Genomic DNA, 15297 nt, shown 5'->3' with positions numbered 1-15297 from the left:
AGAAAATTAATGGCAATTAGGAGGGGCTTGAATAAACAAACTCCTATTGGACCGGGAAATATAAGGAATTCCCAATCCCAATCCCCTTAAAATAAACAACCAGAATTGAATGGTACAAAAAATAATCTAAAAAGACACCAATGCCCTAAAAAGAATGGTAGATTAATTTAATCTATTTTACTCCTTCTTGTTCATCACAAAATAATATACCGGAATTCCCAGCGCCACAATACACAATCCCAACCCCGTATTGAACGTGTCATAAATCAGTAAAGTGAGACAAATTGCCACAGTAACCACAATATAAAGTGCCGGTACAACTGGATACCCAAACGCTTTATAAGGTCTATCAGCATTTGGTTCTTTTTTTCTGAGGATAAAAACGCCCAAAATCGTCAGTATATAAAACAACAAGGACGCAAAAGTAGCATAGGTCAACAAATCACCAAATTTTCCCGAAATACAAAGTACACAAGCCCAAATGCATTGTACCCACAATGCTTTAGCCGGAACCTGATTTTTATTCAGTTCTGTAGCTTGTTTAAAAAACAACCCATCTTTTGCCATGGCAAAAAACAATCTTCCGCCCGAAAGAATCAAACCGCTATTGCATCCAAAAGTGGAAACCATGATTAAGCCAGCCATCACAAAAACGCCTATATTTCCCATAATCATACTTGCAGCAGCCGCTCCAACCCTGTCATTGCTGGCAAACATTATTCCGTTACCGGCAATATCGGCAGCGTTAGGAGTTCCCTGTATTGGCAATAAAGCTAAATAAGCAACATTCGCTAAAACATAAATAATCGTTACAATCAAGGTTCCAAGAAACAAACTTCGGGGAATATTCTTTTTAGGTTCTTTAATTTCTCCGGCAATAAAAGTGACATTATTCCAGGCATCACTAGAAAATAAGGAGTTAATAATGGTTGCTCCGGCAGCGCCCAAAATAGCCATTCCTGCTAATTTTGTCACTGTAATTGTTCCGTCAGGATTAACAACCGTTTTACTGGCTTCCCACATGTTTTCGAAATTATTGGATAAAACCTCCGTTTGTAAACCAACATACAATCCTAAAACAATCAATGCAAAAAGCGCAATTAATTTAGCCGAAGTAAAAATCAATTGAACGGTTTTTCCGCTTTCAACACCTTTGGTATTAATATACGTGAGCAGTATTATACTAAAAATAGCCAACACTTTTTGGTACGAAAAAACAAAACCAGTACCAACAGTAAAAAGTGTATGATCCAAAACAGGAAAGAAAATAGCGGCATAATTAGCGAAAGTTACTGCAATGGCAGCAATAACTCCAGTTTGAATTACCGTGAAAACAGTCCAACCATACAGGAAGGACACTAATCTTCCATAAGCACGTTGTATATAAACGAATTGTCCACCTGCATTAGGCATCATTCCTGCCAATTCCCCATAACTCAATGCTGCAGCAACCGTGATTAATCCCGTTACCAACCAAATCACCAATAACCAAGCAGCAGATCCAATATCTCTCGCCATGGCTGATGTTACAATGAAAATTCCGGATCCTATCATGGAACCGGCAACTAAACTTGTGGCATCAATTAATCCTAAAGAACGTTTTAACTCGGTTTTATTTTCTGACATTGGATAATTTTATAAGTGATGGTAATTTAATAATAAACACTATAGCTTCTTTGCTTCTTCCCAAAAAACATCCATTTCAGCAAGTGTCATATCCATTAAAGGTTTTCCTAATTCTCCAGCTTTACTTTCTAAATATTGAAAGCGTTTAATGAATTTTTTATTGGTGCGTTCCAAAGCATCTTCAGGGTTTACATTCAGAAATCGGGCGTAATTGATCATCGAAAATAAAACATCTCCAAATTCTGCTTCAATTTTATCTTGGTCTCCTGCTTGAACCTCAACTTGCAATTCTTCCAATTCCTCTTGAACTTTATCCCAAACCTGATGCGATTCTTCCCAATCAAAACCCACACCTTTTACTTTATCCTGGATTCGACTTGCTTTGACTAATGCAGGTAAACTTCTGGGAACGCCTTCCAGAACTGATTTTCGGCCTTCTTTGAGTTTTAATTTTTCCCAATTTTGCTTTACTTCTTCCTCATCTTTTACCACTACGTCGCTATAAATATGCGGATGACGGTGAATTAACTTTTCACAAATTTCATTACACACATCAGCCATATCAAAATCATTCGTCTCGCTTCCTATTTTGGCATAAAAAACAATATGCAATAACAAATCCCCAAGTTCTTTTTTGACTTCGTTTAAATCGTTGTCTAATATAGCATCACCTAGTTCGTAGGTTTCTTCAATGGTGAGATGACGCAAGGTTTGCATGGTTTGCTTTTTGTCCCAAGGACATTTTTCTCGCAAATCATCCATAATGTCTAATACTCTTTCGAAAGCTTGCAGTTGGTTTTGTCTTGAATTCATCAGAAATGGTTTTTGGTAAAAATAAAAAAATCCTGTCCAGAAAAATAGCTGAACAGGATTAAATATTATTTTAAAATAAAATTACTCTTTTTTAACTTTTGCTTTTTTTGCAGGAGCTTTCACTTCGGCTGCAGAAGTTTCTTCAAGAACAGCGGCAACTTCTTCAACTACTGGCGCTTCATCTACAACTAATCCTTTTGCTTGAAGCATATTATACCAGTTTAAAACTTTTTTGATATCAGAAGGATACACCCTTTCTTCATCATAATCCGGCAAAATTTCTTTGAAATAAGCCATCAATGTAGCATTATCTTCTTTATGAGATATTGCGGCACCTTTGCTTTCTTTATCTGCAATTTTTTGCATGATTTCAGCTAATGGTTTTTCGCCTTCATACGTATAAATTGAAATTTCCGATAATAAACTCACATTACTTTTTAAGTTTACAGTGATTTTTTTTCCATCTAATAATGATTCAGCAACAAACCCAGTTCGTGTTTGCACTCTTAATACATATAAACCTGGTTTCCCAGAAATGGCTAATATTTTTTCTAAATTCATGTTTTGTGTAATTATTATTAAGAATTTGACTTATTTATTTTTTCATTTAAAACCAAAAATCATACCAAGATAAAGCTTTAAAAACTGTTTTATCTTCCTTTTTTAGCAAAAAATTTCATTCGGTAGTCTTGGAATGTTTTTCCTTCCAAAATGTTTTTCAGTTTCTTTTGAATCAATCGTTTTTTTAATGACGAGATTTTATCGGTAAATAAAACCCCTTCAATATGATCGTATTCATGCTGGATTACTCTGGCAATCAATCCGTCAAAAACTTCAGTTTTCATCACAAAATCCTCTTCACAATATTCGATTGTTATGGTTGGATTTCTATACACATCCTCTCTAACATCCGGAATACTCAAGCAACCTTCATTAAAACTCCATTCTTCCCCTTCTTCTTTTATCATTTTTGCATTGATAAAAGTTCTTTTGAATCCTTTCAATTCTTGTTGTTCTGTATCTTCTAATTCTTCATCATCACTAAAAGGAGTCGTATCGATTACGAATAAACGAAGTGCTAACCCTACCTGAGGTGCAGCAAGCCCAACACCATAGGCATTATACATCGTTTCGTACATGTTAGCAATTGTTTCTTTCAAATTAGGATGTTCTGGTGAAAGAACCTCGCCTACTTTTCTTAAAACTGGATCACCGTATCCTATAATTGGTAAAATCATTCGTGTTGTATTAAGTATTGTCTACTAAAATTGGAATATGTTTCCTTTTCATTCAGTTTGCAAAAATAGTAAAAAAATAGACAATGAATAATCTGCCGTTAAATATTAGCTAATATTTACAATTTAAAACAAATCACCTCCTTTATTGGTTGTATAATTCATACAAATCTTACCTTTGCAACAATACTATGATATGATTTACAAGATCCGAAAATTTACAGACACCACTCATTTTACTGATGCTCTAAAAGTAACAATAGCAGCAGTTGTTCCAGTTGTAGTGCTTTCGTTTTTAGGCAAATTCGAAATAGGTTTTACCATAGCTTTAGGTGCTTTTTTTACCTATCCCAGCGATATTCCCAGTAATCTAAAACATAAGACAAACGGTATTCTGGTAACGGCGCTACTTGTTGCAGGAGTCAATTTGTTAATAAATATAGTCTATCCCTATTCTATTATTTTCTATCCCTTTTTGGGGGTATTAATTTTTTTGATAGCAATGATTTCTGTTTATGGACAACAGGCCTCAATGGTTTCTTTCTCTGCTCTAATTTCCGTTTCATTGGCATTTGCAAGTATCAATACCGGTTGGGCGATGCTTCAACACTCCCTTTTAATATTATCTGGAGGATTATTCTATCTCGTCATTTCCCTTATTTTTCATTATGTAAGACCCCATCGCTATGTCGAATTACAAATTGCAGAATGCATCAAACTTACGGCTAAATATTTAAAACTAAGAGGTGATTTATGGACGATAAATGCTGATAAAAAAGCAATTACTGAAAAACAATTACACCTTCAAGTAGAACTCAATGCCATTAGACAAAACATAAGAGAAGTATTGATCAGCGGCCATACTACTTCTGGATCTTCCAATCAAAACCGAAAGATGTTAATCATTTTTATTTCACTGATGGAAATTCTGGAACTGGCATTAGCTACTTCATTCGACCATGACAAATTACATCAAAAATTTGACGACCACCCAAAGGTTTTATTGACGTATCAAAAATTAGCTTACAATCTTGCCGCAAGTTTAAAGCAATTGTCAAAAAGTGTACAAAACCAAACTAAATATATTTCTAAACATACTTTACGAAGTGATTTGAATGCTTTACAACTAGCCATCTCTGATTATGAAAATGATTTAGGAAAGGTTCCCGCTTCCGAAGGTGTTTTTATGCTAACCACCATGCTTCAGTATGCTGAAAAACAAGTAGAAAAAATAAAAATTGTAGAACGTGCTTTTACGCTAGCCTTCAATTCACAGGATTTTAAAGAAAAGGACAAAGACCTGGAAAAATTCCTGACGCCTCAATATTATCCTTTGAGCACTTTGATTGAAAACCTCAGTTTCTCTTCCACTATTTTCAGACATTCGTTACGATTAACCCTGACATTATTGATTGGCTTTATCATTGGAAACATCCTCACTTTTCACAACGTCTATTGGATTTTATTGACTATCATAGTTATTCTCCGACCTGGATATGGCCTGACTAAACAACGCTCTTTTCATCGAATTTTTGGTACAATTATAGGTGGATTAATCGCTTTTGGGATTCTTTCATGGGTACACGACAACATCACAATCAGTATACTTTCTATTTTAAGCATGCTTTTAGGATTTTCATTTACTCAAATAAATTATAAAGTCAGTGCCACATTTGTGACCATGTATGTTGTTTTTATTTACGGAATATTAACCCCTAATATTGGTGATGTTGTTCAATATAGAATACTCGACACCATTGTAGGTTGCGCTTTAGCTTTTCTTGCCAACCACTTTTTATGGCCTTCTTGGGAGTTTTTAAATATTCCATCACACATAGAAAAATCGATTGTTGCAAATCAAAATTACTTAAAAGAAATTTCTGTTTTTTATAATAAAAAGGGAAATGTTTCTACTTCGTATCGTTTGTCCCGAAAAAATGCGTTTATCGAAATAGGTAATTTAATGGCTTCTTTCCAAAGAATGGCGCAAGAACCAAAGTCAAAACAAAAGCAATTACCACAAGTATATAAATTAGCAGTGCTCAACCATTCCTTACTATCGTCATCAGCATCGTTGGGAACTTACATTCAATCGCACAAAACGACATCTGCTTCAGAAGCGTTTAATGTCGTAGTTGATACTGTCATTAGAAATCTGGATAATGCCATTGCACTTTTGAAAGAAAATGATTTATATCTAAAAGAAAATCTCCCAAAAGAAGATTTAGCCATGCGGTTTACGGAATTAAAAAATATTCGAGCCAAAGAATTAAAAGAAGGAATTCCTATTGATGAAGAAGCATTTCAATTGAAAATGCAAGAAGCGCAACTAGTTATAGAACAATTAATCTGGTTGATTAATCTTTCTGAAAATATTTTAAATACTACAAAAGAATTAATGGACTCTTAAAGAAAAAAGCGCTGGAATTAGAAAATATCTAATTCCAGCACTTTTTTCTTTATTTCTAACGCTTCTAATTATTAAGCTTTAGAATTTCAGCAGTATCTTTTCTTATTTTTTCCAATAAAGTTGGATTAGTATTCAAATCCTGGCCATAAGAAGGAATCATCTTTTTTAATTTTTCGTGCCATTCTGGTGTTTCCATATCTTCTTTGAAACACCTGCCTATTAAATCAATCATAATTGAAACTGCGGTTGAAGCGCCAGGAGAAGCACCAAGCAAAACAGCTAATGATCCATCAGCAGTAGTGATCACTTCTGTCCCAAACTCTAATATCCCTCCTTCTTTTTCGTCTTTCTTTATAACCTGTACGCGTTGTCCCGCTCTTTCTAATTTCCAATCCTTAGATCTTGCACCAGGAACATATTCTCTTAACGCATTAATTCTATCTTTTGGCGATTGGCGCACTTGCTCAATCAAATATTTTGTAAGTGGAATATTTTTAATCCCGGCAGCAATCATAGGAATGATATTGTCAGGTTTTATAGATAATGGCAAATCAGAATACTTACCATTCTTTAAAAATCGAGTAGAAAAACCTGCAAAAGGTCCAAAAAGCAGTTGCCTTTCTCCATTTATCATTCGGGAGTCGATATGTGGAACTGACATTGGTGGTGCGCCCACACTCGCTTTTCCATATACTTTTGCCTGATGTTTAGCAATCACTTCGGGATTGGTACATTTTAGCCACTGGCCGCTTACAGGGAAACCGCCATAGCCTTTTCCTTCGGGAACATTTGCTTTTTCTAATAACGGCAAGGAACCGCCACCAGCACCAATAAAAACAAATTTGGTATATGCTTTTCTTTTTTGGTCAGTAGCCAGATCAGTGACTTTTATTCTCCATGATTTATCTTCGCGCTGTCCCAGTTTTTGAACTTCGTGATTAAAATACATTGTAACTCCATCTAATTTAGTCAAATAACTAAAAATATTACGGGTTAATTCTCCAAAATTTACATCAGTTCCAATAGCCATTGAAGTTGCCGCAACTTTTTCAGATTCACTTCTACCCTCCATAACAAGAGGCATCCATTCTTTTAATTGTGCAAAATCAGTGCTGAAAACCATTTGTTTAAAAAGAGGATTTGAATGTAAAGCCTCAAATCTTGTTTTAAGGTATTCTACATTTTTTTCTCCCCAAACAAAACTCATGTGAGGAATACTTTTAATGAAATTTTCAGGTGATGAAACTTTATTCTGTTGGACTAAATAGGCCCAAAATTGTCTGGAAACCTCAAAAGATTCCGCAATACTGATAGCTTTTTTTGGATTGATGCTTCCATCTTCACTCTCTGGAGTATAATTAAGCTCACAAAAAGCAGAATGTCCAGTTCCGGCATTATTCCATGCATCAGAACTTTCGGCAGCGGCCATATCTAATCTTTCGTAAATTTCAATCTTTATATCTGGTTGTAACTCTTTCAGGATTAAGCCAAGAGTGGCGCTCATTATTCCAGCTCCTATAAGAACTACATCACTTTGTGAACGTATGGTTGTATCGGGCATAACAAAATTTTAAAGTGCAAAGATACTTTATATATACAAAAAAAATGTAACAAATTATTGTTAAAAAGTAAGGAATTACAAATCTATTTTGGTCAATTGACCAGCTTGCAGCTGTATTTCTAAAACATCTTTCGAGTCAAATAATCCTGAAGCATTATTGTTGCCGAAATTTCATCAATCAAAGCTTTATTTTGACGTTGTTTCTTGCTAAGGCCGCTATCAATCATTGTTTGAAAAGCCATTTTTGAAGTAAACCGTTCATCAACGCGAATGACTTTCATATCCGGGAAATGATTGGTAAAATGCGTTACAAAACCTTTAATAATCGAAGCACTTTCTGAGGGTTCTCCATTCATTTGTTTGGGCTCACCTATAAGAACAGCTTCTACTTTCTCTTTGGAAAAATAGTCCTTCAAAAAAGCAATTGCAGTTGGGGATGGAATGGTAGTTAAACCTGAAGCGATGATTTGCATTTCATCGGTAACGGCGATTCCTGTACGTTTTTGACCGTAGTCTATGGAGAGTATTCTTGGCATTTGTTTATTTTTTTCAAAGGTAACTATTTTAATTTCCCAATTCTTAGCAACAATGGAAATGTCACTTTCTTATCATTTTTTTGCCAAGAAATTTTTAATTCCCCATAAATCAAGTCCAAAGGATTTTTATTGTTTTTTGAAATATAATGTTGTGTCGCTGACCACGTTTCCAGATATCCAATCAGTTCTTCAAAGGTCCAGGTAAAATGATTTACGAAAGGTTCCGCAATAATTTCATCAAATGGAAATGGAATCGTTTTGTAATTTTCATCCAAGTATTTTCGTTCGGCATCCCAATAGGATCCTATTATATTTTGATAAAAATTTCGTATTATTTTATCCGAATCTGTATTGGTAGAAAACAATCCATATCCTAAAACGGCAAAGATTCCGTCCGGTTTTAAAATTCTATAGATTTCCTTATAAAACGAATCAAAGTTAAACCAATGTACTGCTTGCGCTACAGTTATCAAGTCAAATTCGTGATGTTTAAAAAAGGTATTTTCAGCAGCAGCTACTTTGTAAATTATATTATCCGAAGGAATCGCATTATCAAGTTGATTCTGACTAATATCAATTGCATAAACAGTTTCAAAAGAGCGAGAAAGTTTCTGTGCCACTTGCCCATTTCCAGTTGCAATATCAAGCGCAACCGATTTTTTTTTCACAAATGAAACTAAATAATCAATCAATTTATCTGGATATTGCGGTCTAAATTTTGAATATTCCGAAGCTTGTTTGGAGAAATTATCTTTCATATTCTAAAGATTTTCATTAATTTATCAAAATTACAACATTTAAAAAACATTAAACACAAAACAAGTTAAATCTGTAACATTTTCGCCTCAATTTGCCTTTTGGCTTTTGGCTAAAAAACATATCTTTGTCAAAAATCTAATTAAAATGAATCCATTACAAACTATTATAGAACAAGCTTGGGAAAACCGTGCTTTGTTACAAGAAACGACAACAACTGATGCTATCAGAGCAGTTATTGAATTATTAGACACTGGAAAATTACGTGTTGCCGAACCAGTTGGTGAAGGATGGCAAGTAAACGAATGGGTAAAGAAAGCGGTAGTAATGTACTTCCCTATTCAAAAAATGGAAACATGGGAATCTGGAATTTTCGAATACCATGACAAAATGTTATTGAAAAGAGGATATGCTGAAAAAGGAATCCGTGTAGTTCCTAATGCAGTAGCGCGTTACGGAGCTTACATTTCAAGCGGTGTTATCTTGATGCCAAGTTATGTAAACATTGGTGCTTATGTAGACGAAGGAACTATGGTTGATACATGGGCAACCGTAGGAAGTTGTGCTCAAATTGGTAAAAACGTACACTTAAGTGGTGGTGTTGGTATTGGTGGCGTACTGGAACCTTTGCAAGCTGCTCCAGTTATCATTGAAGACGGTGCTTTTATTGGTTCTCGTTGTATTGTTGTAGAAGGGGTACATGTTGGGAAAGAAGCCGTTCTTGGTGCCAATGTTTGCTTGACTGCCTCTACAAAAATCATTGATGTTACCGGAGATACTCCAGTAGAAATGAAAGGATATGTTCCTGCTCGTTCTGTAGTAATTCCAGGAAGTTATACAAAAACATTTCCAGCAGGAGATTTTCAAGTGCCTTGTGCTTTAATCATTGGAACTCGTAAACCTTCAACTGATTTGAAAACATCGTTGAACAATGCTTTACGCGAATATGATGTAGCGGTATAATACCTCTTAAAATAAAAAATTATTGTATATTCCTCCCTTAAACGGGAGGTTTTTTTATATTATGAAAATGATGAAAATATTGGTGATTCAACAAAAGATGATTGGTGATGTATTGGCTAGCAGTATTATTTGTAATAATTTAAAGTTGATTTATCCCGATTCTCAAGTTGATTATCTAGTTAATCCTTTTACTGTTCCAGTTTTAGAAAACAATCCAAATATTGATACCATTATTTTATTCGAAGATAAGTACCGCAAAAGTAAACCGGCATTGTTTAAATTTTTAATTGCTATCAGGAAACGAAAATACGACCTAGTTATAGATGCATACGGAAAACTGGAAAGTAATTTGGTAGTTGCTTTTTCTGGTGCTAAAACAAGAATCGGATTTTACAAACCCTATACAAATCATCTCTATTCTGTAACAGTAAAAGAAATTATTAATCCAATTACTGAAGCAGGAACGGCTTTAGAAAACAGATTGAATTTGTTAATACCCCTAGCGCCAAATGCAAAATTAAAAAATAAGCCTACAATCTTTTTAACCCAAAAAGAAATTGAGAATGGTAAAGCTATTTTAGTGAAAAATAAAATTGATTTTTCTAAAAAGTTATACATGATTAGTGTTCTTGGAAGCGGAAGAAATAAGACCTATCCTTTTCTGTATATGGCAAAAATGCTTGATCGAATAGTTGAAAAAAATCAAGCCGTTTTACTTTTCAATTATATCCCTTCGCAAGAAAAAGATGCCAAAGCAATTTTTGATTTATGTCAGCCTAAAACTCAAGAAAATATCAAAATTAATGTTGTCTCTGGAAGTATCCGAGAGTTTTTATCCATAACCTACCATTGCGATGCCTTAATTGGTAATGAAGGGGGTGCCGTAAATATGGCAAAAGCGATAAACAAACCTACATTTACTATATTTTCTACATGGATCATCAAAGAAGCTTGGAATTCTTTCGAAAATGAAAAATCAAATGTATCGGTGCATCTAAAAGATTTCAGACCGGAATTATATGGTTCGAAATCTGCAAAACAAATGAAGAATGACGCTTTAAATTTATATGAATCTTTTTACCCTGAACTTCTTTTGCCAAAATTAGAAGGTTTTTTAGAAAATAATTAAAAGCGCTTATAAATTAGAATCTATACCATTAGGACTTCTCACTATCTTATTCAGATTAGTGAATTTTCTAATAGCTTTATTTTTATTCAATGCTGTTTCATTTACATAGCCGCGACTATGATCTAAGTGAATACATCTTGCGCTATATCTAATTTGTTTAGATTTCAATCCCATATTGAATAATCGCTCTCCTAATTCTCTATCTTCACCTCCATATTGCATTTCTTGATTAAAACCATTCACGGCAATTAAATCATTTTTCCAACCAGAGGCATTATGCCCATTCCAGCTCGCATTAGTGGGCGTTATAGCGTTTAAAATTCTAGATTTAAATTTAGAAGAACTAATTTTAATGTTTTTGTACGATTTTTTCAAACCATGATGTAACAACCACTTTACATTAAAACATCTTTGCAAAACAATATCTTCCTCTGATATAACTTTAGAAATAGACATCGGTAATTTAAAATATCCTCCCGAAAGAAAATATCCTTTCTCTCTATTATCAAGATGAACAGCAACAAAATCATTTCTAGGAATACAATCTCCATCCGTAAAAATTAAATAATCCGAATTGGCGCTAACAATCGCTTTATTCAAAATTTGAGTTTTTTGAAAACCATTATCCTCATGCCAAACATGAATAATAGGATTTGAAATCTTATTTCTCATTTGATCAATTAATTCTTTTGTTTTTGGACCAGAACCATCGTCTGCGATAACAATTTCAAAATCCTTTTCAGTTTGAACATTAAACCCAAAAAGAACTTTCTCTAACCATGCCTCTGCATTGTAGGTACTTATTATTACAGATGCTTTCATAAATATTTTTGAAGTTAAGTAGTGCAAAAGTAGTTAATAAATTATATTTGTGAAATACTACCATTTCATGAATCTAAATTTAGCTCAAAAAGTATCTGTCTTAGTAATTACCTTAAACGAAGAAGCAAATATGCAAGCGCTATTAGTTGATTTGGATTTTGCTGACGAAATTATTGTTGTAGATTCATTCAGTAATGATAATACTGAGGTTATTTGTAAATCATTTGAAAACGTAACATTCATTCAAAACAAGTTTGAAAATTATTCTTCTCAAAGAAATTTTGCTGTTTCATTAGCAAAAAATGATTGGATTTTATTTCTGGATGCGGATGAACGGTTGACTCCTGAATTAAAAAATGAAATTTTAATTACCGTAAAAAACAACGAAACATACGCTGCTTTTCTATTTCGAAGAACTTTTATGTTTAAAGACAAAGTGCTACATTTTAGCGGAAATCAAAGTGATAAAATATTTAGGCTTTTTAATAAAAATCAGGCGCAATACACGAAAGACAGACTCGTTCATGAAAAATTAGAAGTTAAAGGAAAAATAGGCATTCTAGAAAGCAAACTGATTCATTATTCCTACACCAATTATGAGGCTTATAAAGCTAAAACGATACGGTACGGGAAATTTAAAGCTCAGGAGAAGTTTTTAAAAAAGCAAAAACCCTCCGTTTTATTACATCTTTTACATCCAACCTATAATTTTTTATTCAATTATATTGTACGACTAGGATTTCTTGACGGTAAAAAGGGGTTGGTTATTTGTTATTTAAATTCCTATTCGGTTCATATTCGATATCAAGAATTAGAACAACTTTGGAAAAGAAAACTACAGTTACCTCCAAAATAATAATTTCTTTTTACGGGCAATTTTTTTATGAAATTTCACTTGAAAATCAGTAGTAAAATAGCACATTTTATTAAAAACTGCTTCATAATCTTTATTGTAAAGTTTAGCATATTCATCACTCATTACAGCCAACATTTTTGTTTTTGGCGTAAGCCTGTGAAAATTTCTCATTCGGGAATCAAAATCCATAACATCATGAAAATTCATGCGGTTTAAATCTACCAAATAGAAATTATATTTACCATCCTTTCCTCTTTGTATCAATGTATTTCCTGGTGAGTGGTCTAGAAATTCGATTCCTTTTTCATGTAAATCGAAAGTAAACTTTGTAAACTGTCTCAATATATTCTCATGATCCGGATAATCTGGGTCTAGCACTAATTCCCGGAAGGTAAGTTCAGTTTGAAGATGCTCACTTACGTAATAACTCTCCTTTAATCCTAACCAATTACAATTTTCAAAATAAGCGATTGGTAGTGGAGTTCCTATTCCATTTTCTATCAATTTATTTGCATATTCGAAGGAACGCTTGGCTTTAGATTTTCTAAAATATTTGTAGGCAATTTTATTAATTAGATTTGGAATCTTGAAAGACTTGATATTAATCGCTAAAGAATCTAAATCAAATAATTTTATTTTGTTCCGTTTTCCATCACCAAAAAACGAACCTAGTTGTTCAAAATTATCAATATAAAATTTTAATTGTTTTTCTTGGGAGAAAAATGTTTTATTAACCTTAATAATCATATTAAATGTATTAGCATATTTGTCAATTTTTTATCAATCTATAATTAAGTAATTAAAGTGGCCCTTACTTAAAAATAATCAAATCACATCAATTTTTTATATTCCAAAAACATCTGCTTCGCTATGAAAGAAGATGTAAATTCTTTCAAAATTATTACTTTGCCCTTTTTAATAAACTCATCTCTCAATACGTTGTCAGACAGCAACAAATCAATTTTAGCACCTAATCCTTTATAATCTTTTACAGATAAAATAAACCCATTTATACCATTCTGAATAACATCCGGAACAACACCAACTTTCGTAGAAACAACTGGAGTACCTATTAACATGGCTTCAAGAACTGAAGTTGGACCACCTTCTCTTTGTGATGTCATCAAAAAAACATCAAACTGAGAATTTAAACTAGAAGCATTTTGAATTTTATCCGTAAAAATAATATAATTTTCAAGCTGTTTTTCTTTCACTGTATTCAACAAAACATTTGTTAATTTTGAAAATCCCCCTATTTGAAAAAAAACAATATCTTTTCTTCCTAAAGAATGAACTAGATAATCAACAACATTAATAAATGTATCTAAATCTTTAGCATCTGTATGATTCGCAATATTTCCTATTATAAACTGAGACTTATTAATAGAATATTTCTCTCTTAAGCTTATTTCTTCTTTAGCTTCGATAATATCTAATGAAACACAATCATGTATAACATTCGTTTTATTTTTGTTTTTTTGCCAAAGCACTTCTTGAAAATTGGTATTTACACTTTTTGAAACACAAAATATAGAATCTATTCCTGAATAATTATATTTAAGACCACTAAAAAAGCTACTACTGGCACTTATTGCTTTCTTAGAGAATATAGTTTTCGTTTTTAATCTATACATCAAATCTGAAAAAACATAAAAAGTTAAAGAATTACTCGTATGAAGATGAATAATATCAGGCTTTAATATTTCTATTAATTCTTTTAAATAGCGATAGTTTACTAATCCTTTTAAACTATTTTTTTTGGTTGGAATAAAAGTTATACCATTCAATAAACATTCTTTTTCAAGTGGTGAATCTTTGATTCCTAAAACAATATTTTCAATACCAAGTTTACTCAATTCCGGAATATAATAAATCATTTGTTGCTCGTTCCCTCCCCACACTTTTGCTCCCGAAATATGTAGTATTTTCATAAAATTTATTTGTTTCTTTGCAAATATAAACTTGTACCATATATTTTAGATATAAAAATGGAAAATATCAACCAAGAAATTCAGAAAGCCTACGAAGTAATACAAAACGGTGGAATAATCTTATATCCTACTGACACCGTTTGGGGAATTGGTTGTGATGCCACGAATCCTGAGGCTGTCGCCAAAATCTACAAACTCAAGAAAAGAGCCGAAACCCAAAGCATGATTGTTTTGATGAATGGTGAAAAAATGATGTACAATGTTTTCAAAGACATTCCCGAAGTTGCCTGGCAAATCATTGATTTGTCCGAAAATCCTACAACTTTGATATTGGACAAACCCAGAAATGTAGCTGCAAATATAATATCTTCCGATAACTCACTGGGAATCCGTATTGTGAAAGAACCTTTTTGCTTCAAATTAATGGAAAAGATGAAAAAACCATTGGTTTCAACATCTGCAAATATCTCAGGACAACCCACTCCTATTGCTTTCAAAGATATTAGTTCGGAAATTATAAAAGGCGTGGACTATGTTGTAAATTTGCACCGTGAAAAAATTGGGGGAAAACCATCAACAATAATAAAATTAACGAATGATTCACAGGTAAAAGTGATTCGGAAATAGATTGCAGTATTCAGTTTTAAGTTTAGCCACTT

Annotated in this window: 15 protein-coding genes and 1 pseudogene; 5 read left to right on the top strand and 11 right to left on the bottom strand. The window is 33.0% G+C overall.

Annotated elements, in window-relative coordinates:
* Positions 1-6 precede the first annotated feature (6 nt).
* The 5 genes and pseudogenes from ACNQGD_RS11315 to def form a co-directional block, all read right to left on the bottom strand.
* Positions 7-99 (bottom strand): annotated as a pseudogene (locus ACNQGD_RS11315) (sulfite exporter TauE/SafE family protein); the annotation flags it as partial.
* A 78-nt stretch (positions 100-177) separates the two neighbouring features.
* Complete coding sequence (locus ACNQGD_RS11310) at positions 178-1626, bottom strand: APC family permease (RefSeq protein ID WP_417999339.1); 1449 nt, start codon at positions 1624-1626, stop codon at positions 178-180.
* Positions 1627-1665: 39 nt separating this feature from the next.
* Positions 1666-2439 (bottom strand): nucleoside triphosphate pyrophosphohydrolase, encoded by a 774-nt coding sequence (gene mazG / locus ACNQGD_RS11305; protein WP_417994718.1) that lies wholly within the window; start codon positions 2437-2439, stop codon positions 1666-1668.
* Positions 2440-2520: 81 nt separating this feature from the next.
* A complete protein-coding gene (locus ACNQGD_RS11300) occupies positions 2521-3000 on the bottom strand; it encodes a DUF5606 family protein (protein ID WP_417999338.1) in 480 nt (159 codons plus the stop codon).
* A gap of 89 nt (positions 3001-3089) precedes the next feature.
* Entirely contained in the window at positions 3090-3677 is a 588-nt protein-coding gene (def, locus tag ACNQGD_RS11295; RefSeq protein ID WP_417994716.1) for a peptide deformylase, read from the bottom strand.
* Between the two features lie 193 nt (positions 3678-3870).
* On the opposite strand from def, the gene ACNQGD_RS11290 reads away from it, so the two are divergent.
* Positions 3871-6084 carry an FUSC family protein gene (locus ACNQGD_RS11290; RefSeq protein ID WP_417999337.1) on the top strand — a complete coding sequence of 738 codons (2214 nt, stop codon included), beginning with the start codon at positions 3871-3873 and terminating at the stop codon, positions 6082-6084.
* A 64-nt stretch (positions 6085-6148) separates the two neighbouring features.
* On the opposite strand, the gene ACNQGD_RS11285 is transcribed toward ACNQGD_RS11290, so the two are convergent.
* The 3 genes from ACNQGD_RS11285 to ACNQGD_RS11275 all read right to left on the bottom strand — a co-directional run bounded on the left by ACNQGD_RS11285 (position 6149) and on the right by ACNQGD_RS11275 (position 8939).
* Positions 6149-7645 (bottom strand): malate:quinone oxidoreductase, encoded by a 1497-nt coding sequence (locus ACNQGD_RS11285; protein WP_417999336.1) that lies wholly within the window; start codon positions 7643-7645, stop codon positions 6149-6151.
* A gap of 119 nt (positions 7646-7764) precedes the next feature.
* Positions 7765-8181, bottom strand: a complete 417-nt coding sequence (ruvX, locus tag ACNQGD_RS11280) for a Holliday junction resolvase RuvX (RefSeq protein ID WP_417980557.1) — start codon at positions 8179-8181, stop codon at positions 7765-7767.
* A gap of 23 nt (positions 8182-8204) precedes the next feature.
* Positions 8205-8939, bottom strand: a complete 735-nt coding sequence (locus ACNQGD_RS11275; RefSeq protein WP_417999335.1) for a class I SAM-dependent methyltransferase — start codon at positions 8937-8939, stop codon at positions 8205-8207.
* Between the two features lie 145 nt (positions 8940-9084).
* On the opposite strand from ACNQGD_RS11275, the gene ACNQGD_RS11270 reads away from it, so the two are divergent.
* The gene (locus tag ACNQGD_RS11270) at positions 9085-9900 is read left to right on the top strand and encodes a 2,3,4,5-tetrahydropyridine-2,6-dicarboxylate N-succinyltransferase (RefSeq protein ID WP_417999334.1); all 816 of its coding nucleotides are present in this window, start codon (positions 9085-9087) and stop codon (positions 9898-9900) included.
* 67 nt (positions 9901-9967) lie between these two features.
* A complete protein-coding gene (locus tag ACNQGD_RS11265) occupies positions 9968-11029 on the top strand; it encodes a glycosyltransferase family 9 protein (RefSeq protein WP_417999333.1) in 1062 nt (353 codons plus the stop codon).
* A 6-nt stretch (positions 11030-11035) separates the two neighbouring features.
* On the opposite strand, the gene ACNQGD_RS11260 is transcribed toward ACNQGD_RS11265, so the two are convergent.
* Positions 11036-11851, bottom strand: a complete 816-nt coding sequence (locus ACNQGD_RS11260; RefSeq protein ID WP_417999332.1) for a glycosyltransferase family 2 protein — start codon at positions 11849-11851, stop codon at positions 11036-11038.
* Between the two features lie 67 nt (positions 11852-11918).
* Between ACNQGD_RS11260 and ACNQGD_RS11255 the strand changes: the two genes are divergently transcribed.
* Positions 11919-12707 carry a glycosyltransferase family 2 protein gene (locus ACNQGD_RS11255; protein ID WP_417999331.1) on the top strand — a complete coding sequence of 263 codons (789 nt, stop codon included), beginning with the start codon at positions 11919-11921 and terminating at the stop codon, positions 12705-12707.
* On the opposite strand, the gene ACNQGD_RS11250 is transcribed toward ACNQGD_RS11255, so the two are convergent.
* Positions 12693-13454, bottom strand: coding sequence for a lipopolysaccharide kinase InaA family protein (locus ACNQGD_RS11250; protein ID WP_417999330.1), 762 nt, complete (start codon positions 13452-13454; stop codon positions 12693-12695). The genes ACNQGD_RS11255 and ACNQGD_RS11250 overlap by 15 nt on opposite strands.
* 83 nt (positions 13455-13537) lie before the next feature.
* Positions 13538-14638, bottom strand: coding sequence for a glycosyltransferase family 4 protein (locus ACNQGD_RS11245; RefSeq protein ID WP_417999329.1), 1101 nt, complete (start codon positions 14636-14638; stop codon positions 13538-13540).
* Between the two features lie 57 nt (positions 14639-14695).
* Here ACNQGD_RS11245 and ACNQGD_RS11240 point away from each other — a divergent pair, with 57 nt between their 5' ends.
* On the top strand, positions 14696-15265 hold the full coding sequence (locus ACNQGD_RS11240) for an L-threonylcarbamoyladenylate synthase (RefSeq protein ID WP_417997067.1): 570 nt from the start codon (positions 14696-14698) through the stop codon (positions 15263-15265).
* The last annotated feature ends 32 nt before the right edge of the window (positions 15266-15297 follow it).

Source organism: Flavobacterium glucosi, from assembly GCF_048286535.1.
In the GTDB taxonomy this organism is placed as follows: domain Bacteria; phylum Bacteroidota; class Bacteroidia; order Flavobacteriales; family Flavobacteriaceae; genus Flavobacterium.
The sequence above is the reverse complement of the archived record's forward strand: the minus strand, read 5'-3'. Positions and strand labels throughout refer to the sequence as shown.